Source organism: Luteimonas sp. R10 (assembly GCF_045689605.1).
Classification (GTDB): Bacteria; Pseudomonadota; Gammaproteobacteria; order Xanthomonadales; family Xanthomonadaceae; genus Luteimonas.
Window position 1 is genome coordinate 4,270,112 of sequence record NZ_CP141262.1, and the last position, 25,526, is coordinate 4,295,637.

Annotated in this window: 22 protein-coding genes; 11 read left to right on the forward strand and 11 right to left on the reverse strand. The window is 69.6% G+C overall.

What is annotated here, in order from left to right; genetic code table 11:
• Nucleotides 1-227 precede the first annotated feature (227 nt).
• On the forward strand, nt 228-1,211 hold the full coding sequence (locus U3649_RS18725; RefSeq protein WP_407352793.1) for an MBL fold metallo-hydrolase: 984 nt from the start codon (nt 228-230) through the stop codon (nt 1,209-1,211).
• Nucleotides 1,212-1,455: 244 nt separating this feature from the next.
• Nucleotides 1,456-1,833: a VOC family protein gene (locus U3649_RS18730; RefSeq protein WP_407352794.1), complete on the forward strand. Its 378-nt coding sequence runs from the start codon at nt 1,456-1,458 to the stop codon at nt 1,831-1,833.
• 30 nt (nt 1,834-1,863) lie between these two features.
• Here U3649_RS18730 and U3649_RS18735 read toward each other — a convergent pair whose 3' ends face one another.
• Entirely contained in the window at nt 1,864-2,235 is a 372-nt protein-coding gene (locus tag U3649_RS18735; protein WP_407352795.1) for a winged helix-turn-helix transcriptional regulator, read from the reverse strand.
• Between the two features lie 76 nt (nt 2,236-2,311).
• Here U3649_RS18735 and U3649_RS18740 point away from each other — a divergent pair, with 76 nt between their 5' ends.
• A complete protein-coding gene (locus U3649_RS18740) occupies nt 2,312-2,626 on the forward strand; it encodes an NIPSNAP family protein (protein WP_407352796.1) in 315 nt (104 codons plus the stop codon).
• A 12-nt stretch (nt 2,627-2,638) separates the two neighbouring features.
• Complete coding sequence (locus tag U3649_RS18745) at nt 2,639-3,208, forward strand: hypothetical protein (protein ID WP_407352797.1); 570 nt, start codon at nt 2,639-2,641, stop codon at nt 3,206-3,208.
• A gap of 51 nt (nt 3,209-3,259) precedes the next feature.
• On the opposite strand, the gene U3649_RS18750 is transcribed toward U3649_RS18745, so the two are convergent.
• The 4 genes from U3649_RS18750 to U3649_RS18765 form a co-directional block, all read right to left on the reverse strand.
• On the reverse strand, nt 3,260-3,760 hold the full coding sequence (locus U3649_RS18750) for a hypothetical protein (protein ID WP_407352798.1): 501 nt from the start codon (nt 3,758-3,760) through the stop codon (nt 3,260-3,262).
• Nucleotides 3,757-4,056 carry a hypothetical protein gene (locus tag U3649_RS18755; protein WP_407352799.1) on the reverse strand — a complete coding sequence of 100 codons (300 nt, stop codon included), beginning with the start codon at nt 4,054-4,056 and terminating at the stop codon, nt 3,757-3,759. The genes U3649_RS18750 and U3649_RS18755 overlap by 4 nt, the downstream gene beginning before the upstream one ends.
• Before the next feature lie 156 nt (nt 4,057-4,212).
• Nucleotides 4,213-5,772 carry an amidohydrolase family protein gene (locus U3649_RS18760; protein WP_407352800.1) on the reverse strand — a complete coding sequence of 520 codons (1,560 nt, stop codon included), beginning with the start codon at nt 5,770-5,772 and terminating at the stop codon, nt 4,213-4,215.
• 134 nt (nt 5,773-5,906) lie between these two features.
• The gene (locus U3649_RS18765; RefSeq protein ID WP_407352801.1) at nt 5,907-6,554 is read right to left on the reverse strand and encodes a hypothetical protein; all 648 of its coding nucleotides are present in this window, start codon (nt 6,552-6,554) and stop codon (nt 5,907-5,909) included.
• A gap of 230 nt (nt 6,555-6,784) precedes the next feature.
• On the opposite strand from U3649_RS18765, the gene U3649_RS18770 reads away from it, so the two are divergent.
• Nucleotides 6,785-7,219 (forward strand): hypothetical protein, encoded by a 435-nt coding sequence (locus U3649_RS18770; protein ID WP_407352802.1) that lies wholly within the window; start codon nt 6,785-6,787, stop codon nt 7,217-7,219.
• 31 nt (nt 7,220-7,250) lie between these two features.
• On the opposite strand, the gene U3649_RS18775 is transcribed toward U3649_RS18770, so the two are convergent.
• From U3649_RS18775 to U3649_RS18785, 3 genes are read right to left on the reverse strand one after another with little or no spacing between them, the layout of a single operon-like run.
• On the reverse strand, nt 7,251-7,628 hold the full coding sequence (locus U3649_RS18775; protein ID WP_407352803.1) for a hypothetical protein: 378 nt from the start codon (nt 7,626-7,628) through the stop codon (nt 7,251-7,253).
• 28 nt (nt 7,629-7,656) lie between these two features.
• On the reverse strand, nt 7,657-8,424 hold the full coding sequence (locus U3649_RS18780; RefSeq protein WP_407352804.1) for a LytR/AlgR family response regulator transcription factor: 768 nt from the start codon (nt 8,422-8,424) through the stop codon (nt 7,657-7,659).
• The gene (locus tag U3649_RS18785) at nt 8,417-9,673 is read right to left on the reverse strand and encodes a sensor histidine kinase (protein ID WP_407352805.1); all 1,257 of its coding nucleotides are present in this window, start codon (nt 9,671-9,673) and stop codon (nt 8,417-8,419) included. Before U3649_RS18785 ends, U3649_RS18780 begins: the two co-directional genes overlap by 8 nt.
• A 241-nt stretch (nt 9,674-9,914) precedes the next feature.
• Between U3649_RS18785 and U3649_RS18790 the strand changes: the two genes are divergently transcribed.
• Together U3649_RS18790 and U3649_RS18795 are read left to right on the forward strand one after the other, a co-directional pair.
• A complete protein-coding gene (locus tag U3649_RS18790; RefSeq protein ID WP_407352806.1) occupies nt 9,915-11,882 on the forward strand; it encodes a beta-propeller domain-containing protein in 1,968 nt (655 codons plus the stop codon).
• 145 nt (nt 11,883-12,027) lie between these two features.
• Nucleotides 12,028-12,441, forward strand: a complete 414-nt coding sequence (locus U3649_RS18795) for a VOC family protein (RefSeq protein WP_407352807.1) — start codon at nt 12,028-12,030, stop codon at nt 12,439-12,441.
• Between the two features lie 106 nt (nt 12,442-12,547).
• Here U3649_RS18795 and U3649_RS18800 read toward each other — a convergent pair whose 3' ends face one another.
• From U3649_RS18800 to U3649_RS18810, 3 genes are all read right to left on the reverse strand, one after another.
• On the reverse strand, nt 12,548-13,564 hold the full coding sequence (locus U3649_RS18800) for a glycoside hydrolase family 43 protein (protein WP_407352808.1): 1,017 nt from the start codon (nt 13,562-13,564) through the stop codon (nt 12,548-12,550).
• Between the two features lie 32 nt (nt 13,565-13,596).
• Nucleotides 13,597-15,081 (reverse strand): MFS transporter, encoded by a 1,485-nt coding sequence (locus U3649_RS18805; protein ID WP_407352809.1) that lies wholly within the window; start codon nt 15,079-15,081, stop codon nt 13,597-13,599.
• Nucleotides 15,082-15,302: 221 nt separating this feature from the next.
• Entirely contained in the window at nt 15,303-18,269 is a 2,967-nt protein-coding gene (locus U3649_RS18810) for a TonB-dependent receptor (RefSeq protein ID WP_407352810.1), read from the reverse strand.
• A 452-nt stretch (nt 18,270-18,721) separates the two neighbouring features.
• Between U3649_RS18810 and U3649_RS18815 the strand changes: the two genes are divergently transcribed.
• From U3649_RS18815 to uxaC, 4 genes are all read left to right on the forward strand, one after another.
• A complete protein-coding gene (locus U3649_RS18815; RefSeq protein ID WP_407352811.1) occupies nt 18,722-20,029 on the forward strand; it encodes an MFS transporter in 1,308 nt (435 codons plus the stop codon).
• Between the two features lie 175 nt (nt 20,030-20,204).
• Entirely contained in the window at nt 20,205-21,212 is a 1,008-nt protein-coding gene (locus tag U3649_RS18820) for an endo-1,4-beta-xylanase (RefSeq protein ID WP_407354661.1), read from the forward strand.
• Nucleotides 21,209-23,908, forward strand: coding sequence for a glycosyl hydrolase 115 family protein (locus tag U3649_RS18825; RefSeq protein ID WP_407352812.1), 2,700 nt, complete (start codon nt 21,209-21,211; stop codon nt 23,906-23,908). The genes U3649_RS18820 and U3649_RS18825 overlap by 4 nt, the downstream gene beginning before the upstream one ends.
• A 35-nt stretch (nt 23,909-23,943) precedes the next feature.
• Nucleotides 23,944-25,368, forward strand: coding sequence for a glucuronate isomerase (gene uxaC, locus U3649_RS18830; protein ID WP_407352813.1), 1,425 nt, complete (start codon nt 23,944-23,946; stop codon nt 25,366-25,368).
• Nucleotides 25,369-25,526: the final 158 nt, after the last annotated feature.

A 25,526-nucleotide genomic window follows, 5' to 3' on the forward strand; every position in this document is an offset into this window, starting at 1 on the left:
CCTCACGCCCGGCCGGGCGCCGTGCCGGGGGCGATTCGGCAGTGACCGGATCGGTCGCCGATGTCACCAAACCCCCTCCCCTGGGAAGCCGCCCTGGGCGGCAGGTGCGCGGACCGTCCCTGCGTCCGGCGCGGTCATGGTTTCGTGACCTTCGCCACTGGGAGAGGCCGGTTCGCCCTGGTCATATCGTCGGCGCCGGATGCACGGCCGGATGGGACCGATCACGCATGAGAATTCCGCTGCTTGCCGCGCTCCTGGCGATCGGGCCGCAGGCCGCCGGACAGGCGGTGCCGGGGTCGCTGGACGTGCACTGGAACGCGGGCGCGCCGGATTGCGAGGCGGCGCCGCAGGCGCCCCTGCAGGTCCATGCCTACGAACCGCGGACGTTCATCCTGCGCCAGAGCCCCTGCGTGCACTTCGAGGCGAACTTCCTTTATCTGCTGATCGGCAGCGAGCGGGCGCTGCTGATCGACAGCGGCGCGATCGCCGACCCGGAGCGGATGCCGCTGGCGCAGCGCGTGCTGGAACTGCTGCCGCGCCGCGACGGCGCGCCGCTTCCCCTGATCGTCGCGCATTCGCACGGCCACCGCGACCATCGCGCCGGCGACGCCCTGTTCGCGTCGCATGGCGCGGTCGAGGTCGTCGCCGCGGACCTGGAAGGCGTCAAGGCGTTCTTCGGTCTGGACCGCTGGCCCGATGGCGTCGCGCGCCTGGACCTGGGTGATCGCGGGGTGACGGTCCTGCCCGCTCCGGGACACCACCCCGCGCAGGTCCTGTTCCACGACGAGAGGACGGCGCTGCTGTTCTCGGGCGATTTCCTGCTGCCGGGGCGGCTGCTGATCGACGACACGGCGGCCTATCGGGCGAGTGCCGCGCGCGCGGCCGAATTCTTCAGGGACCACCCGGTGACGCATGTGCTGGGCGGGCATGTCGAGCTCGACCTCGACGGACGCCTGTTTCCCCACGGTGCGCAGCACCATCCCCGCGAGCGCCCGCTGCAGCTGGACAAGCAGGCGCTGCTGGCGCTCCCGGCCGCGCTCGAAACGTTCAACGGCTTCCACGCACGGCACGACGATTTCGTCCTCGTCCATCCCATGCACAACCTCGCGGCGCTGGCCGCCGCTGCAGTGGCTGCATTGGCACTGGTCGGCTGGGCGCTGCGGCGGCTGTGGCGGCGACGGCGGGCCGTGTCCGCGCGTGGACGCGATTGAGCGCGGGCGGCAACGGCGGCGCCTGCACCTCGGCATCCAACTTGAGGTTACGGCGCAGGGTCTGCACGGATCGTGCCCGTGCCAGCGCCACGTCGTGGAAGCGGCAGATGCCGAAGCCTGGGTACCGGCAGCACCGCGGTTCACGGGCTTCCGTCCACAATGTCGATCCCGGCGCCACCCCTTCGTCGTATTCGTGAGCGCCCGGCAGCCGCGGGCGGTCATCGTTCCCAGACAGGAGGAGCCCATGCTGCAGAACAACCCGATGTATGCGTACTTGCCGGCCGCCGACGTCGCCCGGGCACGCGAGTTCTACGAAGGCAAGCTCGGATTCGTCCCCGGCAAGGAATTGGCCGACGGTGTCACCTATACGTTCGGCAAGGGCACGGCCTGCTTCCTTTATCCGACGACCAATGCCGGTACCTCGAAGGCGAGCCAGGCGTTCTGGCAGGTCGACGACATCGCACGCGAAGTCGCCGAGCTCAAGGCCCGCGGCGTGCGGTTCGAGCGCTACGACATGCCGGACGCGCAGGCCGACGGCGACATCGTGACCGCAGGCGGTGCCAAGGCCGCCTGGTTCAAGGATACGGAGGGCAATATCCTTGCCCTGGTCCAGGAGCTGTAGGCGCGCATCGACGACGCAATCTCCAGCGGGCTAGGAGGCCGCCGCGTCCCGGGCATGCTTCCGCGCCAGATGTTCCCGGCCCCAGAGGCGGACGGCATGGATGAGCGGCCTGACCGACTCGCCGTGTACCGAGATCGTGTACTCGACGTGCGACGGCGCCTGCGAATGCACCGTGCGGCGGACCAGGCCCTCGTGTTCCAGGTGGCGAAGCGTCTCGGCCAGCACCTTGTGCGAGATGTCGGGCATGAGCCGGCGCAGTTCGTTGAACCGGCGCGTGCCCGAGTCGAGCCAGTACAGGCAGATCAGGCTCCATTTGCCGCCGATCGCGTGCAGCGCCGCGGTGAGCGGACAGTCGGTCGAGCCGGCGACCGACGGCGTTTCGGTGGCAGGAGAACTGGCCATGTCGTCTCCCGGTTACCCGGAGGTGCGTCCTTGCGCTGCATGCGCCGGCAGCGCGAGGATGTCGCCGGAGCCTAGCATGATCGTCGAAATGCGCACCTACAGGACGAAGCCCGGCATGCGCCCGCGGTTTCTCGAGATCTTCCGCTCCAGGACGGTGCCGGAACACGCGGCGCTGGGCATGCGCATCCTGGGGCCGTTCCCTGCCGTCGAGGATCCGGACACGTTCTTCTTCATGCGCGGCTTTCCCGACCTCGCGTCGCGTGAACGGATGAAGGCCGGCTTCTACGAAGGGGATGCGTGGAAGCGCGAACTGGAACCGCTGCTCATGCCGATGCTGGAACACTACGACGTCGTCGTGGTGGACGACCCCGGCAACCTGATCCACTGGTGAGAGATCGCGGACATGTCCAGGCATCTTTTGTTCCTCCTCCTGTGCGGCCTTGTCCTTGCATCGCCGCTTCCGGGCGCCGCCGCCGGGGACAGCGCCGCCGCCGGGCACGACGGCCGGCACGACTTCGACTTCGAGTTCGGCACCTGGACCACGCACCTCAGGCGCCTGCGCAATCCCTTGAGCGGCTCCACGGAGTGGGTGGAATACATGGGCACGACGACCGTCCGCAAGCTCCTCGGCGGCCGCGCCAACACCGCCGAACTCGTGGTCGAAGGCGAGGCCGGGCACATCGAGGGCGTCGCGTTGCGCCTCTACGACCCGCAGGCGCGGCAGTGGCGCATCCACTACGCCAACGTCGCCGACGGCGAGCTGACCGGTCCGGTGACCGGCGCCTTCCGCGACGGCCGCGGGGAGTTCTACGGTGAGGAGACGATCGACGGCCGGGCCGTCCTCGTCCGTTTCGTGATCTCCGGCATCACCGCGGACTCATGCCGTTTCGAGCAGGCGTTCTCGGTCGACGGCGGCAGGACCTGGGAAGTGAACTGGATCGCGACCGATACGCGGGCGCCGAACGATCCCTAGATCGACGATGCAGCCCCCCGCAGGAGCGCACCGAAGGGGCGCGACGCCGCGTCAGGCAGGCCGATCGACCAATCCGGCCAGCTTCTTCGGTGCCAGAATGCAGTAGCTCTCGGTCAGCAGGTCCGCGACCTCGTCCCAATCCACCCGCTCGCCGAGCGTCATGCCGGCGATGTCCGGAAACCACGGCGGCCGGAAGAACGGAGGCCGCGTGAACCTGCGCGCGTGCAGCCTGTGCGCCGGCAGCCGGAAGGTCAGCACGAGGACCGGGCCATCCGAACCGGCCGCCCGTGCGTAGGCCGGCGGCCAGCCCGCATCGATCTTCACCACGTGCGCGAAGTTCTTCTTGCGGATGGTCCAGCGCATGCCCGTCCATGCCGGCTCCTCGCGAACCTCGGGCAAACCGAGGCAGATCGATCCGAGCCTGGCGAGGATTTCGGGCGGAACGCCTGCGTGGCCGGTCATCTGCGACTCCGGCTGGGGAAGCCCGTGCAGTCTACGGAAGGCGTGCGGTGGCGGCACGCGAACCTCGCCCTTCCCCCAGCCGACGGTCACGCGAACGCGGCGATCACCTCGAACTCGCCGTCGTCGTTCTGCGCTTCGACCGCCGTGGGCAGGCCATGGTACAGATTGCGGGCATCGGCCATGATCGTGGCGATTTCAAGCCCCTTTTCGCGCTCGGGAAACCACAGGACGGGCTTGCCGCCGTCGAGCAGTTGCCAACCGCCGCCGGACTTCACCAGCTGCAAGGAGGACGTGACCATGTAGGTGAGCTCCAACCGAAAAAAGCGCCCCGGCCCAGCGGAAGACTTGCTCAAGGTCGCGGCCGGGATTCCGTTGCGGAGCGGCATCCGTTGCCTTTGCATGGGCCGTGCTGCCGGGGCCCACACAGCATGCCCGGCCGGTGGCGGCGGCACAGTCGGCGCGTGCCGCGAGGTCGTGTAGGAAAAACCCTACGCTCGACGGCAAACGAGGCATGGGAACCCCCTCGTGCGTACGACCGCCGGCTATGGCGCGCCCGGGTTCCGCCGTAGCAACCGCCCCGCCCTGCCCACGCGCTCGCCGTTCTCGAACGCCGGACGGCCGTTCGCGACCACCAGGTCGAAGCCTTCGGCCGGCGCGAACGGATCGACGTAGTCCGAACGTGCGCGCACCCGCGCCGGGTCGAACAGCACCAGATCCGCCTTGGCGCCGGCGCGGACCACGCCGCGATCGGCGAAACCCATCACCGATGCCGGCAGGCCGGTCGCCTTGCGCACCGCCTCCTCCAGCGGCAGTTTCCCGGTGCCGGCGTACTCGCCGATCCATTTGGCATAGGTGCCGGTGGCGCGCGGATGGCGCATGCCGGGCGAACCATCGGTGCAGATGCCGATGATCGGGTCGAGCAGCAGCCGCGACTGCAGCGTCTCGTCCATGGTGAAGTGCGCGCCGGAGCCGCCGCCCGGGCCCAGTTCGACCAGGAAGCCCACGAAACCGCCGTCCACGTCCGCGGCCGCCTGCGCGAGGGTCTTGCCGGCGTGCGGGGCGCTGCCGAACAGCAGCGCTTCCGGACCGCCGCGCCGCGCCACCCGCGCCTGCAGGTAGGCGGCCAGCTCGTCGCGCCGCGCGGCACGCACCGCGGCGTAGTCGGCGGGCGGCAGCGCCCATTCCGGGAACAGGATCGCGATGCCGGTGTAGCCGGCGGTGTAGGGATAGGCGTCGGCGGTGAGCGGAACGCCCGCGCGGCGCTTGTCGTGCAGGAAGGCGAGCAGCGATTCCGCCGCCGCCTCGCCCTTGGCGTACATCATCTTCAGGTGCGAGATGTGGGTGCGCGCGGGCCGGCTGGCGGCGATGTGCTCCTCGATCGACTGCCGCACCTTGTCGTCGTCCTCCGAGCGCATGTGGCTCATCGCCACGCCGCCGTGGCGGGCGACGGTGGGACCCAGCGCCGCCAGCTCGCGCGGTTCGGCGTAGATGCCGGGGACGTATTCCAGTCCGGTGGACAGCCCGTGCGATCCGGCGCGCAGGTCGGCCTCCAGCAGCGCCCGCATCCGCTCCAGTTCGGCATCGGACGGCCGCCGGGTCTCGTCGCCGATGCGCGCCTGCCGGCGCAGCGCGCCGTGGCCGGACAGGGTGGCCACGTTGACGTCGATCGCGGCGCCCTCGACCGCGTCCAGCCAGGCCGGCAGTCCGGCGGCCTCGCCGTCGGGCAGCGCGGGGCTGCCGCCGTCCTGGCCGAGCACGATCGTGGTCACGCCCATCGCCAGGAAGCCGGCGTAGTCGTCGCGCAGCGGATCGCCGTGGGTATGGGTGTCGATGAAGCCGGGCGCCAGCACGCGGCCGCCGCCCTCGACGATCCGCGCACCACGCGCCGATCCGGCGGAGATGCGCCCGATGCGCTCGACCCGGTCGCCCTGTACCAGCACGTCGGTCAGGCGTCCGGGCTTGCCGGTGCCGTCCAACAGCAGCACGTCCCGCAGCAGCAGGCCGCCGGATCCGGAACGGCCGACGGCCGGCGCCAGCCCGCAGACGGCGCCGGCCGCCAGCGCGGCGAGGACCTCGCGTCTCGACCAGGTCGAATGCGTCATGGCGGTCAATCCCGTTGGAAGGCGCCCCAGTATGCGAGCGTGCGCGGCCTGCTCCAAGGACGGCGCGCGCCCGGCCAGACGCCTGCACTCCTACGGCAACGGAATGCGGCCTCTCGACGTGGACCGCCGGGATCTCACGCAGGCATCGGGTTCCAGCTGCCGGAGCCGCTTCTGTACCCGGAAATCCAGGCATAGGGAATGGCGTTGAGGAACGCGATTTCCGAGCAGGTGGGACTGTAGCTGGACAAGGCGATGATGCTGGCGAGATTGACCGATTCGCGCGCGTCCCACGCCCGCGGATTGTTGACGGCATTGACCGCGGTGTTGGTGAGCAGGCAGCGGTTGACCTGGCTCCTGGACAGGTCCTGGTCGCCGTTGACCACCGTGGGCACCGGCGCATTCCGGAAACCTTGCGAGCTCCACTGGTAGAGCGGCGTGGGGCAGTCGATCCGGTAGACGTTGCCGCCGCCGCCCTGCCCGCCGCCGTCCTCGCCGCGTTCGGTCGACACCTGGAAGGCGTCGATGTCCTTTCCGAAGGACTGCACCTTCACGTACAGGTCGTTGATGCTGATGAGGTCGGGTCCCATCGCGCCCAGCCAGTCCCGGATCGACTGGCCGCGGCCGGGCGGCAGGTGGACCGCGACGGTGGCGTCGAGCGTCGCGCGGACGACCAGCTCCCGCGCGACGGGCAGGTCCAGGTGCAGACCCTTCGGCTGAAATCCTCCCGCGTCCCTGATGTCCTCGGGGCTGCGTCCATCCACGCGATACACGGTGATCGTCACGATGCTCTCCTGGTTGCTGGCCGGAATCGGCGACGCGCGGACGACGCCTGCCGTCTTCCGCAAACGCGCCCCGGCGCATCGCGTGAATCGCGGCGCCGTCCAACCGCGGCGAACGTGCCGCCAACGCCGGACCGCAAGGCCGCCACGGAGCGCCGCGTGCTTCACGCCCTGCCTCCGGCGACGTTCGAACAAGGGCAGGCGCGACCGCGCCCACTTCCACGGAGTCCGCCATGACCATCGTCTTCGAGATGAGCACCGATCCCGACATCACGGCCACGCAGCTCGCGCCCGCCTGGCACCCCATCGCCGCGCGCTACGGCTGGCCGCAGGTCGCCCCATGCAATCTCGGCCTGCCCGGCGGGATCACCCTGGTCGTGATCGCCCATGGCAACGGCACCGAGATCGGCAACGCGGCGCCCGGCACCATCGACATCGGCGCTGCCGCGTTCCTCGCACTGGTCCAGGGCAACATGGCCGCCGGCGCGTTCCCGGCGGCGGTCTACATCTCCACCTGCGGCCCCGGCATCGCCGAGTTCGCCGCGGCGGTGCGGCTGCTGGCCGAGCAGAACAACGTCTGGGGCGGCACCCGCATCTTCGGCCATTCCGACCCGGTCGCCGGTGCGGTGCCGCCGCCGGGCGACATCCGCTGGACGCAGATCTTCTGAGCCCCCGCACCTGTCGCGCGGGCGCCGGCGGTCAGCTCGAAGCGCCCGCGCAGTCCGGCGCCACCGGCGGCGCGTCGTGGTCGACGCATTGCCGCAACCCGCGCGGCAGCCGCTCCAGGTGCTGGCGCTCGCCGGCGGACAGGGTGAATGCGTGCACCACCCGCGTGCCGCAGCCGCCGTCCGCCTTGCCGGCCGCATCGGCGGCGCAGTCGTCGACGAACAGCACGTAGTGGCAACGGCCGCTGACGCTGCGCAGGCATTCGAACTCGCCTTCGCCGCCGGTCACCGTCGAACGCGTGGCATTCACCGCCCGGCCCTCGATCGAGAGCTGGTTGACCGTGGTGAGGCCGGCCTCGAACTTGCAGCCGGCCAGCAGCAGGCAGGCGATCGGAACGATGGGACGCAGCATGGTGGTTCCTCCCGGTGCGTAACGCGTGTCACATGTTGCGGAACAGCGGCATGAACGGCTGGCTGACCGGCAAGGTCTCGTCGCGGCCGCGCAGGCGCAGCAGGCCGCGGCCGCCGTCCTCGCGCACCACCGCCGCGATCGCCTTGATGTTGACGACGGTGGCCCGGTGCACCTGCTTGAACACCGCCGGATCGAGCACCGCCAGCAGTTCGCGCACCGGCGTGCGCAGCAGCGCCTCGCCCTCGGCGGTGACCGCGACGGTGTACTTGTTGTCGGCGCGGAAATACAGCACGTCCTCCACCAGGATCAGGCGCGTCTCGCGGCCATGGCTGGCGGTGATCCACGACAGCGGCTCGGGTGCATCGGGACGCGGCTGCTCCTGCAGCTGCCGCAGCAGCACTTCCAGCGTGGCGGCGTCCGGATGGGCGTCGGCGCTGCGCGCCTGCAGCCGGCGGATGGTCGCGTCCAGGCGTTCGCGCGTCACCGGCTTGAGCAGGTAGTCGACCGCGCCGCGCTCGAACGCGTCCAGCGCGTACTGGTCGTAGGCGGTGACGAACACCACGCGCGTGGCCGGGTTGGACTCGGCCGCCGCGGCCGCGACCTCCAGCCCGGTCAGGCCCGGCATGCGGATGTCGAGGAAGGCGTAGTCCGGCGCGTGCGCGCCGATCGCCTCGAGCGCGCTGCCGCCGTCCTCGCACTGGGCGACGATCTCGAGCCCCGGCCAGGCATCGGCCAGCAGCGAGGCGAGCGCGGCGCGCAGCAGGTCCTCGTCTTCGGCGATGACGCAGCTAGGCATGGGCGGGCTCCCGGTGGCCGTGTTCCGGCTGCGCCGGCACGGTGACCGTCGCGGCGACGCCGGACGGGAAGTTGGCGGCGATGCGCAGGCCGGCCGCGTCGCCGTAGGTCAGGCGCAGGCGCTCGCGCACGTTGCGCAGGCCGATGCCGGTGCCGGCGCTTTCGCTGGAGAAGCCGCGGCCGTCGTCGGCCACGGTCACCGCCACCCGGCCGTCGCTGTCGCGGGCTCGGATCCACACCGTGCCGCCGCCAGGCTTCGGCTCGAGCCCGTGCTTGATCGCGTTCTCCACCAGGGTCTGCAGCATCATCGCCGGGAACGGCACCGCCAGCAGCGCCTCGGGCACGTCGATCTGCGTGGCCAGGCGGCCGCCCATGCGGAACTTCATGATCTCCAGCCAGGCGTTTGCGCGCTCGAGCTCCTCGCCCAGGGTGGACTGCCCCTGCAGCGTGCGCGGCAGCGAGCGGCGCAGGTACTCGATCAGGTGGCCGAGCATCTGGTCGGCGCGCGCCGGATCGCTGCGGGTGAGCAGCTGCGCGCTGGCCAGCGTGTTGTAGAGGAAGTGAGGTTCGACCTGCGCGTGCAGCAGGCTCAGCCTGGCCTCGCTCAGCTCCTTGGCGCTGGCGGTGCGGTGCGCGGCGGCCTGCTCGCCGCGGCGCTGCGCGCCGACCCGTCGCGTGATCGCGCGGGTGATCGCCTCGGCGGTCTCCAGGTTGCTGCCGTGGTCGACGCGCAGCCAGTCGGTCCAGGCCGCGCTCTCCGGTTCGCAGGCCAGGGTGATGGTGGAGGTGGCGCCGTTCGGGTGCACCGTCGCGGTGACCACGTCGCGCCGGCCGCCGAGCCGGCGGTCGATCCAGCCCATCGGGTCGAAGCGGCCCTGCTCGCCGTAGGGGCCGGTGCGCTGCACGCCGGCGTGCACGCGCAGGCTGTCGCGCGCCGACTCGATGTCCCCGACGTTGGGCAGCTCGCGCAGCGCGGCGTCGATCAGGTCGAAGGCCTCGCCCGCGGCGAACGGCACCTCCACCTGCCGCCGCTGGCGGTTGCGCAGATGCTCCGGCGCGGGCTGGCCGACGATCATCCGCACGCGGTGCACGTGCGAGATCGCGTCCGGAATCACCAGCGCCAGGGTCAGCACGGCCGCCAGCAGCACGACGAATTCCGGCAGCCCCAGGTTCGCCCAGACGATCAGCACCGCCAGGTAGAACAGGCACCAACCCAGGACATGGCGGAACACGAAGGAGAACGTGGACATCGCGGCGGCACGTTATGTGGACGGGACGAGCATAGCGAGCCACGCCCGCGCCGTGGCGCCCGCTGCGACGGAACCGGCCGTTGCGCCGATGGAGACCCGCGATTCCGGTGCGGAAGCATCCTCGCCGGCACCGGCTACCCGGCCGGATACCGGCGTTGACCCCATTCGCGCCGCTGCCCCGTATGTCCCTGTACCACCAGCCGCCCGGCGCCGCCGCCGGGCCCCGAACAAGGAGCATGCCATGGGGTTGCGATCGCTATTGGCGTCGATGCTTTGCCTGGGCGCCGCGTCCGGCGCCGTGCCGGCGTCGCCGGAGCCGGCCCACGATGGCGAGATGGAGGCCACGCCCGCCACCGGCCGCACCTTGCAGGCATTCCGGAGCGAGGCCGAGCTCGAGCGACTGCTGGCGCGCTGGACGCGGCGCGCGGACGCCCAGCGCCAGCGGCAGAAGACGTTGCTCGCGTCGGGCGCGGTTCCCCCGTCCCCCTCCCCGGTCGCCAGCGAAGCCGCCGCGCCCGCGCTGCTCGACGCCGTCACCACGACCGCAGGGCGGGCCGCCGGCGCCGGCGAGTCGATCACCAACGTGCAGACCGCGGGCGTCGACGAAGGCGGCATCGTCAAGCGCCACGGCGAGCACCTGGTGGTGCTGCGCCGCGGCCGGCTGTTCACGGTCAGGATCGGCGACGACCGGCTGCAACCGGTGTCGACCGTGGACGCCTTCGGTCCCGGCACCGATCCCGGCGGCGCCTGGTACGACGAGATGCTCGTCGGCGGCGACACCGTCGTCGTGGTCGGCTACAGCTACGCGCGCGGCGGGACCGAGCTGGTGCTGTTCGACATCGCCGGCAGCGGCGCGCTGCGCTATCGCGACACCTATCACCTGCGCAGCAGCGACTACTACTCGGCGCGCAACTACGCCAGCCGGCTGATCGGCCAGACCTTGGTGTTCTACACGCCGATGCCGCTGAACGCCTGGAGCCTGGCGCGGCGGGAATTCGGACCGGGACTGCGGCGCTGGCGCCCGGACGCGCCGCCCGCCGAGTTCCGGCGCATCCTGCCGGCCACGCGCATCTACCGGGCCGACGACGGACTCGATCCGTTCGAGACCAGCCTCGCGCTGCACACCGTGACCCGCTGCGACCTGTCCGCGCCGAGGCTCGACTGCAGCTCGAGCGCGGTCCTGGGGCCGAGCGGACGCGTGTTCTACGTCTCCGCCGACTCGGTGTTCGTCTGGACCACCGCACCCGGCGCCGGCGAGGCCAACGCTTCGTCGGTGTTCCGCATCCCGCTGGACGATGCCGCGCCCACCGCGCTCAAGGCCCGCGGCGCCCCGATCGACCAGCTGTCGTTCCTGCACGATGCCGACGACCATCTCAACGTGCTGCTGTCCGCCGCGGGCGCCGGCGAAGGCATGTGGGGCGACGAGTCGAGCGCCGGCGGCCTGGCGCTGCTGCGGGTGCCGCTGTCGAGCTTCGGCGACGGCCGCGGCGCCGCCCCCGCCAGCGCCTACCGCAGCCTGCCCGGCACCGCCGACGGCGCCATGCAGAACCGCTTCGTCGGCGACTGGCTGCTGTACGGCGCCGCGCCGTACCGCTGGCGCCGGACATCGGATACCGACGCCAATCCCGGCACCACCGCATACGCCGTGCGCTACGCCGCCAACGACGCCGTGCAGTCGCTCCGGATCGGGCATGGCGCCGAACGCATCGAAGCCCTCGGCCGCGATGCGCTCCTGGTCGGCAGCGCCGGCGGCGACCTGCACTTCACCAGCGTGCGGCTCGGCCGGCAAGCAGCGACCGGCATGGTCTACGTGCAGGCGGACGCAGCGCAGGGCGAGAGTCGCACGCATGGCTTCTTCTATCGCGCGGAATCCGCCGATCGCGGCATCGCCGGACTGCCGATCGTGGCGCAGCGCCGCAGCAATTCGATGCAGCGCTACCTCCACGAGTCGGCGTCGGTGCTCTACCTGCGCAACCGCGACCTGCGGCTCGCGCCGATGGGGCAGCTCGTCGCCGACGCCGACCGCGCCGTCGACGACGGCTGCCGCGCCAGCTGCGTCGACTGGTACGGCAACGCGCGCCCGATCTTCATCGGCGAGCGCGTATTCGCCCTGCTCGGCTATGAACTGGTCGAGGGGCGCATCGCGCGCGAGCGCATCATCGAACGCCGGCGCACCAGCTTCGCGCCGGCCGCGGCCGTGAGCGAATAGCGATATACACCGACGGGCTTCGCGTCGCCCGAACGGCCGCAACGGCGACGATCGCGGCCGGCATGGACCGGAGCGGCGATGCGGCGCAAGCTTGCTTGCCGTCGGAAGAACCGGCGCTCCGCATTCATCCGCATGGAGAACCCGCATGAAACCCAGCATCACCGTCCTTACGCTCGGCGTCTCCAGCCTGGAGCGCTCGCTCGCCTTCTATCGCGACGGGCTCGGCTTCGAGACCGAAGGCATCATCGGCCAGGAGTTCGAGCACGGCGCGGTCGTGTTCTTCGATCTGCAGGAGGGCCTGAGACTGGCGCTGTGGCCGCACGCGAGCATCGCCCGCGACACCGGACTGCCGCTGCACCGGCACCAGCCCGGCAACTTCACCATCGGCCACAACGTGGCGTCGGACGCGGAGGTGGACGCGGCGATGGCGCAGGCGGCGCGCGCGGGCGCCGTGATCGTCAAGCCGGCCGGCAAGACGTTCTACGGCGGCTACGCCGGCTACTTCCAGGATCCGGACGGCCATCTGTGGGAAGTCGTGCACCTGCCGGAAGCCGGCTGACGGATCGCTCCCGGCGCAGGGAACGCCCTGCGGCCGTCATCGGCCGGACCCCATCGGCACCCTGCAGGCTGCTCCGGCCCGCCAGCGACCGCGGCGAAAGCGAAGATCAGGCGCCGTAGGGATGGATGGTCACGATCCCGCCTTCGTCGTCGTAGTGCAGTTCCGTGACCTTGACCGAGCGCAGGTGGGTCACGCCGCCGGAAAGCAGGGCGTCGTGGTAGAAGAGGTACGACCTGCCCTCGAACTCGCAGATGGAGTGGTGGGTGGTCCAGCCGACCACCGGGGTCATGACCTTCCCGCGATAGGTGAACGGGCCGTAGGGATTGTCGCCCACGGCATAGCACAGGAAATGGGTGTCGCCGGTCGAGTACGACAGGTAGTAGCCGCCCCCGTGCTTGTGCACCCACGGTCCCTCGAAGTAGCGGCGCTCGTGGTCGCCGGCCAGCAGCGGCCGGCCGGCCTCGTCGAGGATCAGGATTTCGCGCGACGCCTCGCCGAGGCGCTTCATGCCATCGTCCAGGCGCGCCACGCGCGGCCCCAGTGCGGGCTGGTCGTCGGCCGGCTCGTCGAAGGCCGCGTCGTAGACGTTGTCGCGGTACTTCTGCAGCTGCCCGCCCCAGATCCCGCCGAAGTACATGTAGTGGGCGCCGTCGTCGTCGGCGAAGACGGCCGGGTCGATGGAGTAGCCGCCCTCGATGGGCTCGGGTTCGGCCGTGAACGGACCGTCGGGCCGGTCGCCCACGGCCACGCCGATGCGGAAAATGCCGTCGGCATCCTTGGCGGGAAAATAGAAGTAGTACCTGCCGTCCTTGCAGGCCGCATCCGGCGCCCACATCTGCCGCTCGGCCCAGGGCACGTCCTTCACGTGCAGCGCGACGCCGCAATCCATGGCCGCGCCCTCGGGCGAGTCCATGCGCAGCACGTGGTAGTCCTCCATGCCGAAGTGGCTGCCGTCGTCGTTGAAGGCGGCGCCCGCATCGATGTCGTGGGAGGAATAGACGTAGATCCTGCCCTCGAACACGCGCGCCGACGGATCGGCGATGTAGATGTGGGTCACCAGCGGTTGTGAAATGGCCGTGTCGGCCAGCGCCTGCAGATCGACGGGCGCCGATTCATCGGTCATCGGGGATCCTTGTCCAAAGTGGTTTCGAGCGATCAGGTGGCCATCCCGCCCTGCGGCCTGCGCGCGCCGAGTTCGCGCTCGATGCGCGATTCCATGGGCTTGTCGATCTCGTAGAAGAACAGCAGGGCGACGCCCAGCAGGAAGGGGATCGAGCAGTACACGCTGACCGCGAGGCGGATGCCGTGGACCACCTGCGGCGATTGCGCCGCTCCGGCGGCGTCGTAGCCGTAGAAGGCGAGAATGCCCGCCACCAGCGCGCCGCCGACGCTCAGTCCGATCTTCAGCCCGATCAGCATCGCCGAGAAGACGATCGCGGTGGCGCGGCGGTGGTTCTTCCACTCCGAGTAGTCCGCCACGTCGGCGATCATCGCCCAGAGCAGCGGAATGGTGATCCCGTAGCTGAAGCCGTGCAGGATGTACGAGGCGAACACCAGCCAGACGGCCGTCGGCGGATACAGGTAGAACGTCAGCAGGAACAGCGTGGAGACGAACAGCGCGCCCCTGAAGACGTCGCGCTTGCCGAACCGGTCGGCCAGCGGCCGCGAAAAGCCGATGCCGACGATCATGAAGATGATGCCGCCGGCGTTGAACAGGCTGAAGGCCGAGGTGGACGTATCCCGCGGCCACTGGAATCCCGCCATCCCCGCGTCGGTCAGCACCGCGTTCAGGCCGTCGATGAAGCCGGTGAACCCGATGCCGCCGAGGAATTCCGCCAGCGCGGCGTCGCTCAGGTAGTACTGGAAGTAGTAGACGTACATCCCGCCCTTGAGGGCCAGGTTGACGAACACCAGGATGGTGAGCGCCAGCATCACCCGCCACGGCCGGTTGCCGGCCAGGTCGGCCAGGTCCTGCAGCACGCCGCCGCTCTGCTCCGGCGTGGGCACGACCCGTTCCCGGGTGGTGAAGAAGGTGATCAGGAAGAACGCCGTGCCGACCACGGCGAACAGGGCGATGGCGTTCTGGAATCCCTGCACCTTGTCGCCGTCGCCCAGGATCAGCACCAGCGGCAGCAGCAGCACCTGGATGATGAACTGCGCGATCATCACCGCCACGAAGCGGTAGGCCGACAGGCTGTTGCGCTGGGCCATGTTGCCGGTCAGCACGCCGCTCAGCGCGGAATAAGGCAGGTTATTGGCCGAGTACACCAGGACCAGCAGGGTGTAGGTCGCCAGGGCGTAGACGATCTTGCCCTGCATGCCCAGGTCCGGCGTGCTGAACGCCAGCAGCGACAGCACCCCGAAGGGAACGGAGGTCCACAGGATCCAGGGCCGGAACTTGCCCCAGCGGGTGCGGGTACGGTCGGCGAGCAGGCCGACCAGCGGCGTGAACGCGAATGCGCCGAGCAGGCCGACCACGAAGATGATCGTGGCCGCCGTCCCGGCCGGGATGCGGTAGACGTCGGTGTAGAAGAACGCCAGGAAGGTGACCAGCGTCTGGAAGATCAGGTTGGCGGCCAGGTCGCCCAGGCTGTAACCGACCTTTTCCGTGACCGTGAGTTTCTGCAACGCACTATCCATGTTGGGGGCTCGGTGATGCGGATTCGCCGCCATGGCGGCGACGCGTCGATGTTACGGGGACCGGACAGCTGTCCTGCGCGGGCGCGGTGCGACCGGACGTTCGAAGCCGGTGCCCGCATCCGGCATCCCCCGCGAAGGGGATGCCGGCATCCTGCCCACTGCCCGCCCCGCCCCTGGGGAGCGCGGGACGGACAGCGGCAGGGCAACGGCGCGGGCGCGGGTCAGAACGTTCCCCGAACGCCCAGCAGGATCGTGCGACCCGGGTCGTAGTAGTCGTTGACGGCGTTGGGCCAATGGAAGTTCGAGCGTCGTTCCTCGCCGGTGATGTTGATCACGTTGAGGGTGATCTGCGGCGAGGACCAGACGTTCTGCAGCGTGTAGCTCGCCGACAGGTCGAACTGGCCGCGCGCCTCGCCCTTGAGCTGGGCGTACGGGATGCCCTGCTGGTTGGGACCGGTGGCGTCCAGGTCGTCGGCCCAGCTGTAGGACAGGCGGACCGAGGCGATGTCGTTCTCCCAGTACACGGTGCCGTTCCAAAGCTTCGGGGCGACGCCGAAGACGTTGCCGGCCAACCGGTCGGCGTCCTGGCCCTCGGGCTCGAGCTTGAGCTTGGTGTGGTTGGCCATGAAGCCGAAGCCCTCGAGCATGAAGTCGAGCGGTTGCACCCAGATCAGTTCGTAGCCGCGCAGGTCGAGCGAACCGTCGGCATTGACCTGCTGCTGCACGTTGACGGTGGCCGCGTCGGGGCCGCCGCGGGCCATGATCGCGCCCTGCTGGCCCTCGGTCAGGTCGTCGAACAGGATTCCCAGCTGCGAGAACGGGATCGTGTTGATGCCCTGGTAGGTGTAGCCTTCGACGCGCTTGTTGAAGAAGGTGACGCCGACGAAGCCCTCGCCGCCGGTGTACCACTCGCCGCCGATGTCGAAGTTGGTGGAGACGTAGGGCGTCAGGTTGGGATTGCCCTGGCTGGCGTTGAGCGCCGACTGGTCGGTGAAGGTGGTATTGGGCAGCATGAAGCTGGGATTCGGCCGGGTCATCGTGCGCGACCCCGACAGCCGCAGCACCACGTCCTCGGCCACGTCCCAGGCGGCGCTGAAGGACGGCAGCCATTCGTCGTAGTCGCCCTCCAGGACCTGCCACTGCCGCACCCCGCCGATGGTGACCGGGCCGCTGACCTCCTGGTCGGTGCTGACGTAACGCACGCCGGCGTTGAAGCGCATCGGCCGCTCCCACACGTCGGCCTCGCCGTTGATCTCGACGTAGGCGCCGAGGGTCTTCTCCTTGATGCCGCCGGTGGAACCGCCGGTGTTGGGGCCGGCCGACTCCGGCGCCTCGTCGCGGTAGCGGTAGTAGTCGGTGTCGTTCTTGAAGCGGTCGAAGTCGACGCTGATGAAGCCGTGCGGCCCCGGGGTCAGGTACGAGGCCAGGTCGGCGTCGGAGATCGTCGCCAGCACGTGCTCCTGCCAGGCCGTGCTGTTGTCGAAGCCCTGGATGCGGCGGGAGAACTTGTCGTAGGCCACGCCCACCTTCACGTTGCGGCCGTCCTCGCCGAACTGGAGGTCGGCACGCCCGCCGCCGACCTCGGTCACGCGCTTCTCGTTCTGCACGTTGACGCGGCCGCCGGCCCAGGTCCAGCCCAGGTTCGGATCGTTCAGGTCGAGGTCGGTGTCCCATGCGGGGAGATCACCGGTGTTGACGTAGTCGATGTTGGTGTGGGGCGTGTTGACCAGGATGGTCGGCGACTCGCGGAACATCCAGCTGCGGCTGGCGTTGGCCCGCACGTCGAGCTTGAGCAGGTCGTCGCGGCCGAACCAGAACGTGGCGCCGGGATTGATGCTCCAGTACTGCACGTCCTCGATGTACGGGCGCGCCTCGAGGAAGAACTGCGCGTTGGTGAAGGTGGCCTCGGTGACCACGCCGTTCTCGTCGACCTGCATGTCCATCGGCAGCAGCCCCGAAGGGCCGAACACGCGGCCGACCAGGTTCACGTCCAGGCGGTCGTTGGTGCGGTGCGCCTTCGAGTACAGCGTGTCGACGTAGAAATGCATGCTGTCGTTGGGCCGCCACTCGAACGAGCCCAGGAATGCATCGCGGTCGCGATCGCCCGACATGTGCACCGGGCGGCCCAGTCGCGGCATCAGCGCCTCGCTGATCTGGTCGATGGTCAGGCCCGGGTTCAGCGACAGCAGCAGGTCGCGGTCGACCACCTGGCCCGGGGTGAGGCCGGCGGCGATCGTGGCCGCATTGTCGGGAACGGTGTTCGGGATCAGCCAGCCGCCGCCGCCGCCGCGGTTGCATTCCGGAGGCCGCACCGAGACGGGATCGACGCCGTCGGGCGCGTCGATGCCGCACTGCACGTAGTTGAGGCCGGGGTTGGTCCAGCCGATGGTCTCGAAGCCCTCGACGCCGATTCTGCCGCGCGACGACGAGACGCCGACCAGCGCGCCGAAGGTGCCTTCCTCGTTGGTCCAGCTGCCGGTCACCGACCCGCGCGGGCTGATCTTGTCGCTGATGTCGTTGTACTCGCCCTGCAACTGATAGGTGAAGTGCTCGCCCGGGTTGTCGAAGGGCCGCGCGCTGCGCATGTCGACCACGCCGGCCGCGCCGCCCTCCAGCAGGCTCGCCATCGGCGTCTTGTGCACCGTGAGCTGGGTGAAGAACTCGGTGGGGAACAGGTTGAGGTCGACCTCGCGGTTCTGGTTCTGCGCGTCCAGGCCGATGGAGGCGGTCGCGACCGGCGCGCCGTTGATCACCGTGCGGGTGAAGCTGTTGGGCAGGCCGCGGATGCCGATGTTGAGGCCTTCGCCGTTGACGTCCCGGGACATCTGGATGCCCGGTACGCGGTTGAGCGACTCGGCGATGTTGAGGTCGGGGAACTTGCCGATGTCCTCGGCGAAGATCGAGTCGGTGAAGCCGGTGGAATCGCGCTTGGCCTCGGTCGAGAACTGCAGGCTGCGGCGGTATCCGGTCACCATGACCGAATCGAACTCGGTGACGCGTTCGGCTTCGGCATTCGCCGCCGTTGCCGGCGGCGGCGTCTGGCCTTCGGTCTGCGCCTGCGCCTCCTGTGGCTGCGCCTGTGCGTCCTGCTGCGCTTGCGCCTGTGCGAAAAGCGGGCCGCTGGCCATGCCCAGCAAAGCCAGGCTCAAGGCATGCGACAGCGTCGTTCTTGCGATATGGATTTGCACCGTACTCCCCTCCCGTTTCTGGTGGCTCGGCGACCCGCGATCTGCCGTCGCATGCGCGCCGATTGGCTGTTTCCCGACGGATCCGGATGCCGCTGGCGTGCGTCGGCCCGGACCGACGGCGGCGATGGTAGCGCTACCATCAATCGCCCGCACGCTGCGTAGCAGCATGACGGTCCGACCCGCTCTCCCTCGGTTTTCGCTGCACTGCAGCAGCATCTGCAGAGCGCATCCGGGGTTTTGCGGCCTGCCATGGGTCGGTAGCCACCCCGGCGCCGCCTGTGCTACTGATAGCGCTACCATCATGGCGGCACCGCCTGGGCAGGGGAGAAAACGGCGATGAAGCGAACCGGTCGACACCCGCGCGGCGCGTTGCACGGCAACGATCCGCATCGCGTCCTGCACGTTGGCGCCGCGTGCACGCGCGCCGCCGCGCTGCCGGCGCCAGGCCGGTCATGAGCAGCGCGCACGCCACCGGCGCATCGGCGCCGACCGCCATGGTCAGCCGCTACCGCTGGGTCATCTGCGCGCTGCTGTTCTTCGCCACGACCATCAACTACGTGGACCGCGCCGTGCTCGGCGTGCTCGCGCCCACGCTCCGCGCCGAGCTCGGCTGGAGCGACCAGGACTACGGCGTCATCAGCGCTTCGTTCACCCTGGCCTACGCGATCGGGTTCCTCGTCGCCGGCTGGTTCATCGACCGCGTCGGCACGCGGATCGGCTACACCGTGTACCTCACCGTGTGGTCGCTGGCTGCAGCGGGGCACGCTCTGGTGAAGTCGGTGGCGGGGTTCAGCCTCGCGCGCTTCACGCTGGGGCTGGGCGAGTCGGGCAACTTCCCGGCCGCGGTCAAGACCGTCGCCGAGTGGTTCCCGAAGAAGGAACGGGCGCTCGCCACCGGCATCTTCAACGCCGGCTCCAACGTCGGCGCCATCGTCGCCCCGCTGGTCGTGCCTTGGCTCGCCCTGACCTGGGGATGGCGGACGGCGTTCGTCGCCACCGGTCTCGCCGGCCTGGTCTGGATCCTGTTCTGGTGGCCGGTCTACCGCCGCCCGGCGCAGCACCCGAAGGTGTCCAGGGCCGAGCTCGCGCACATCGAAAGCGACCCGCCCGACCCGCCGGGGAGAATGCGGTGGGCGCGGCTGCTGCGGTTCCGCCAGACCTGGGCGTTCGCCGTGGGCAAGTTCCTCACCGACTCGATCTGGTGGTTCTACCTGTTCTGGTTCCCGCTGTTCATGGCCGACCGCTTCGGCGTGGACCTGCGGACCATCGGGCTGCCGATGGTCACGGTGTTCCTGCTGGCCGACGTCGGCTCGGTGGGCGGCGGCTGGCTGAGCTCGGCGCTGATGAAGCGCGGCTGGAGCGCCAACGCCGCGCGCAAGACCGCGATGTTCGCCTGCGCGCTGTGCATCCTGCCCGTCGTGTTCGCGCCGCATGTGGAGGGCCAGTGGGTCGCGGTGTGGCTCATCGGCCTGGCCGCCGCTGCGCACCAGGGGTTTTCGGCCAACCTCTTCACGCTCACGTCCGACATGTTCCCGCGCACCGCGGTCGGCTCGGTGGTGGGCATCGGCGGGTTCGCCGGCGCGATGGGCGGCTTCTGCATCAATCTCGGCGCCGGCTGGCTGAAGCAGCACACCGGCAGCTATGCGGCGATGTTCGTCATGGCAGGCTGCGCCTACCTGAGCGCACTGCTGGTCATCCATCTGCTGGCGCCGCGCCTGGAACCGGCGCGCCTGGCGGACCAACCGGCGGCGGGCCCTTGATTCCGATGCCTGCCGTAGGAGCGCACCACGGGGGCGCGACCGCGCAGTCGGATACGCGCGGCCGCGCCCGGTCGCGCCCCTGCGGTGCGCTCCTACACGCGGCACGGACAACGTTTACGGCATCCACACCCGGAGGTAGGCAGCGATGAAGAAGAACCCGGCCCGTCTGCTCGCGATGCCGATCGCGCTTGCGCTCTTGCTCGCCGGCTGCGGCACGCAGGATCCGCCGGCGGCAGCGGAGGCGGAAGCGCCCGCCAGCACCGCGATCGCGGCAGGGCATGCGAAGTTCCTGGGCAGCGCGCACAGCCCGCCGCAGGAGCGGGACTTCCTGCGCTACTGGAACAAGGTGACGCCGGAGAACGGCGGCAAGTGGGGCGAGGTCGAGGCCGAGCGCGACGTCATGGACTGGACTGAGCTGGATGCCGCCTACCGCACCGCCGAGGACAATGGCCTGCCGTTCCAGATGCACGTGATGGTCTGGGGCAACCAGCAACCGGAATGGATCGAGGCACTGCCGCCGGAGGAGCAGCGCGCCGAGATCGAGGAATGGTTCGCCGCGGTGGCGGCGCGCTATCCGGACATCGATTTCGTGGAGGTGGTCAACGAGCCGCTGAACGACCCGCCGAGCCAGGACGACGAGGGCGGCGGCCACTACATCGAGGCGCTCGGCGGCACCGGGGAGAGCGGCTGGGACTGGATCCGCGAGGCGTTCCGCATGGCGCGCGCGCATTTTCCCGACGCCCACCTGATGATCAACGAGTACAGCGTGACCAACGACCCCGAGGCCACCCGGCGCTACCTGGAGATCATTGAACTGCTGCAGCGCGAGCAGTTGATCGACGCCATCGGCGTGCAGGGACACGCCTTCGCCACCACCACAGAAACACCGATGTCGGTGCACCGCGAAAACCTCGATGCCCTAGGCGCGACCGGCCTACCGATCTACGTCACCGAGTTCGACATCGACGGTCCCGACGACGAGACGCAGCTGCGCGATTACCAGCGCGTGTTCCCGGTGTTCTGGGAGCACCCCTCGGTGCAGGGCGTCACCCTGTGGGGCTTCCGGCCGGGGCTGTGGCGCGAGGAGGAGGGCGCCTACCTGGTGCGCGAGGACGGCAGCGAGCGGCCGGCTCTGGAATGGCTGCGCCGCTACATCCGCGGTGTGACGGGGGTGGCGAAATGAACCTGCTCGCTTCCATCCGCGCCCTTTGCCAAAAGGGGCCGGCGCCGAAGGCGACGGGGAGATTTGCTTTGGCTTGTCGAAAAGCAAATCCCCCTCGATCCCCCTTTTTCAAAGGGGGAAGTATCAAAGGCTTCGTCGCGGCAGTCGTCCTGTTCGTTGCCCTGCCCGCGTACGCCACCGATTGCGTGCAACCGGCCGCCGTGTGCGAAACCGCGCAGCCCGGCGCAATGCCGCTGATCGAGAACGGCCGGCCCGCGCAGATCCTTGCCGACGCGAACGACTTCGCCGGCATACTGCGCGCGGTGCGCGAACTGAAGGGCGACCTGGCCGCGGTGTCCGGCGCTCAGCCTGCGCTCTCCACCGGCAATGCGCGCGGCAGGACCGCGATCATCGTCGGCACCCTGGGCAAGAGCGCGCGCGTCGACCGCATCGTGCGCAACAAGCGCATCGACACCCGCGGCGTGCAGGGCGAGTGGGAAGCCTACTTGTTGCAGGTGGTCGACAAGCCCGAACCGGGCATCGACCGCGCCCTGCTGATCGCCGGCGCCGACAAGCGCGGCACCATCTTCGGCGTCTACGAGCTGTCGCGGCGCATCGGCGTGTCGCCCTGGCACTGGTGGGCGGACGTGCCGGTGCCGAAGCGCGCTGCGCTGCACGTCGCGCCGGGTCGTTTCGTCGACGCGCCGGCGGTGAAGTACCGGGGCATCTTCATCAACGACGAGGATCCCGCGCTCGGCGGCTGGATGAAGGCGAAGTTCGGCGGTCCGAACCACAAGTTCTACGAACACGTATTCGAGCTGATCCTGCGCCAGAAGGGCAATTTCCTGTGGCCGGCGATGTGGGGCCGCGCGATCTACGACGACGATCCACGCAGCCCGGAGTTGGCCGACGAGATGGGCGTGGTGCTGGGCACCAGCCACCACGAGCCGATGACGCGCGCCCATGTCGAGTGGGAGCGTCACGGCAAGGGCCCGTGGGACTACACGAAGAACGCCGAGAACCTGCGCGCGTTCTGGCGCGACGGCATCGAACGGATGGGCGACAACGAAAACGTGGTCACCATCGGCATGCGCGGCGACGGCGACGAGGCGATGAGCGAAGGCACCGCGATTTCGCTGCTGGAAACCATCGTGACCGATCAGCGCAAAATCATCGCCGACGTCACCGGCAAGCCGGCGGAACAGACGCCGCAGGTCTGGGCGCTGTACAAGGAAGTGCAGGACTACTACGACCAGGGCATGCAGGTGCCCGACGACGTGACCCTGCTGTTCGCCGACGACAACTGGGGCAATACCCGCCGTCTGCCGAAGCTTGGCGACAAGCCACGCGCCGGCGGCTACGGGGTGTATTACCACTTCGATTACGTTGGCACCACGCGCAACTACAAGTGGCTCAACGTCACCCAGATCGAGCGCACGTGGGAACAGATGAACATGGCCCATGCGTACGGCGCGCATCAGCTATGGGTGGTCAACGTCGGCGACATCAAGCCGATGGAGTTCCCGATCTCGTTCTTCCTCGACCAGGCGTGGAACCCCGAGGCGATGACGCTGGACGCGATGACCGCGTATCCGGCGCGCTGGGCCGCCGAGCAGTTCGGCGCGCAACACGCGCAGGAGATCGGCGACCTGTTGACCCGCTACACCCAGTACAGCGCGCGGCGCACGCCGGAACTGACCGATGCCGACACCTGGGACCTGGCCAGCGGCGAGGCCGATCGCGTCGAGGCCGAATGGAGCGCCCTGATCGCGCGCGTGGAAGCGGTGAAACGCGAACTGCCCGCCGAGGCGCACGACGCCTTCTTCCAGTTGCTCGAATACCCCGTGCTGGCCCTGGCCAACCTGAACTCGATGTACATCGCGCAAGCGAAGAACCACCGCGACGCCGCGCAGGGGCTGGCCTCGGCCAACCATTGGGCCGACGAGGTCGAGCGGCGCTTCGAACGCGACGCCGAACTGCAGCGTATTTACGAACAGGACATCGCCGGCGGCAAATGGCCGTGGATGATGTCGCAGACCCGCATCGGTTACACCAGCTGGCAACAGCCGGAACGCAATGTGCTGCCGGCCACGGTGCGCGTGCCAGCGAATGCGAAGCCGAAGCAGCCCGCCACCCCGGCCACGCCGGCCTGCGACATTCCCGCAGACGCGCGCGGCTTCGTCGAATGCAACGGCGTGGTCGCGATCGAAGCCGAGCACCACGCCCGCGCCGTCGGTGGCGACGGCATCGAATGGATCACGATTCCGAACCTGGGCCGCACGCTCTCCGGGGTGACCTCGTGGCCGCAGACGGCGCGGGAATCGGCGTTGGAGGCGGACGGTCCGCGCCTGGAATATCCCCTTTGGCTGCGCGACGCAGGCGAAGTCGAAGTGCGTGTCACCCTGTCGCCGACCCTGGACTTCCGCGGCGGCGATGGTCTGCGCTTCGGCGTTTCCATCGGCGACGAAGCCCCGCAGATCGTCCGCATGAAGCTGGAACCCGCCCCTACCGGTGCGGACACGCCGGAAAAGATCGCGTGGAGCAAGGCCGTTTCCGATCGCGTGCATATTGCGATTTCCCGCCACGCCGCCGGCGCCGGCGCGCAGACCCTGAAACTGTGGCGCATCGATCCGGGCGTAGTCTTCCAGCGCGTCGAGGTTGTCCGCGGCCAGGCGAACACGGGCTACCTCGGCGCGCCGGAAAGCCCGCGCCGCTGACCCACACACGCAATCGCAAGAGAGTCCCCCACGCAATGAACGCCGCACCGAAACCGCTGTCCCTGCACGAAGACCGGTTGTTCGCCGCCGATCCAGTGCAGCGCGCGATCGCCCGCCGCCTCTACGCGCAGGTCGGCGCGCTGCCTATCGTCAGCCCGCATGGCCACACCGACCCAGCGTGGTGGGCCACCGATGCGCCGTTCGCCAACGCGACCGAGCTGTTGCTGGTACCCGACCACTACGTGTTCCGCATGCTGTACAGCCAGGGCGTGCCGCTGGACGCGCTGGGCATTCCGCGTGCCGACGGCTCGCGTGCGACGTTCGACCCGCGCGAGGCCTGGCGCGTGTTCGCGCGCCACTTCCACCTGTTCCGCGGCACGCCATCGTCGCTGTGGCTGAACCACGTCTTCCACGACGTGTTCGGCCTGCGGATGCGCCTGGACGCATCCACGTCCGACCTCTACTACGACACCATCACCGACGTGCTGCAAAAGCCAGAGTTCCTGCCGCGCGCACTGTTCGAGCGCTTCAACATCGACGTCATCGCCACCACCGAATCGCCGCTGGACACACTCGAACACCACCAGGCGATCCGCAACAGCGGATGGGGCGGCCGCGTCGTCACCGCCTACCGGCCCGATCCGGTGATCGATCCCGAGCACGAGCAGTTCCCCGACGCGCTGCGCCGCTTTGGCGAGCTCACGGGCGAGGACGTGCACGACTGGGACGGCTACCTGCGCGCGCACCGCCAGCGCCGCGCCTTCTTCGCGCGGATGGGCGCGACCTCGACCGACCACGGCCACCCCAGCTGCGCCACCGCCGACCTGGCGCCGGGCGAGGCGCGGGCGCTGTTCGAGCGGATCGTGCGCGGGCGCTTCAGCGCCGCCGACACCGAGACCTTCCGCGGCCAGATGCTGACCGAGATGGCGGCGATGAGCGTGGACGACGGCCTGGTGATGCAGATCCATCCCGGCTGCTTCCGCAACCACAACCGCGGCCTGTTCGAGCGCTTCGGCCGCGACAAGGGCGCCGACATCCCGCTGCGTACCGATTACGTGCACGCGCTCAAACCGCTGCTGGACCGTTTCGGCAACACGGCGGGCTTCCGGCTGATCCTGTTCACCCTGGACGAAAGCACCTACGCGCGCGAGCTCGCGCCGCTGGCCGGCCACTATCCCTGCCTGTTGCTGGGCCCGGCGTGGTGGTTCCACGATGCGCCCGAGGGCATGTGGCGCTTTCGCGAACAGACGCTCAGCAGCGCCGGCTTCTACAACACGGTCGGCTTCAACGACGACACGCGCGCGTTCCTGTCGATCCCGGCGCGCCACGACGTCGCCCGCCGGATCGACTGCGCGTTCCTGGCGAAGCTCGTCGCCGAGTACCGCATGGCCGAGGACGAGGCCGCCGAGGTCGCGGTCGACCTCGCCTACCGCCTGCCGAAACGGGCCTACCGGCTATGAGCCCTGATCGGCGCCGGCGGACCGGTGACAACACCCGCGCACCGCGCCCCTGTGGGAGCGACGGAAGTCGCGACGGGGCCTTCCCTTCGCGGCATCGCGACTTCCGTCGCTCCCACATGGCGCAGCGTTCGCTACCCGCCCCGCACCCACCGAGGTCC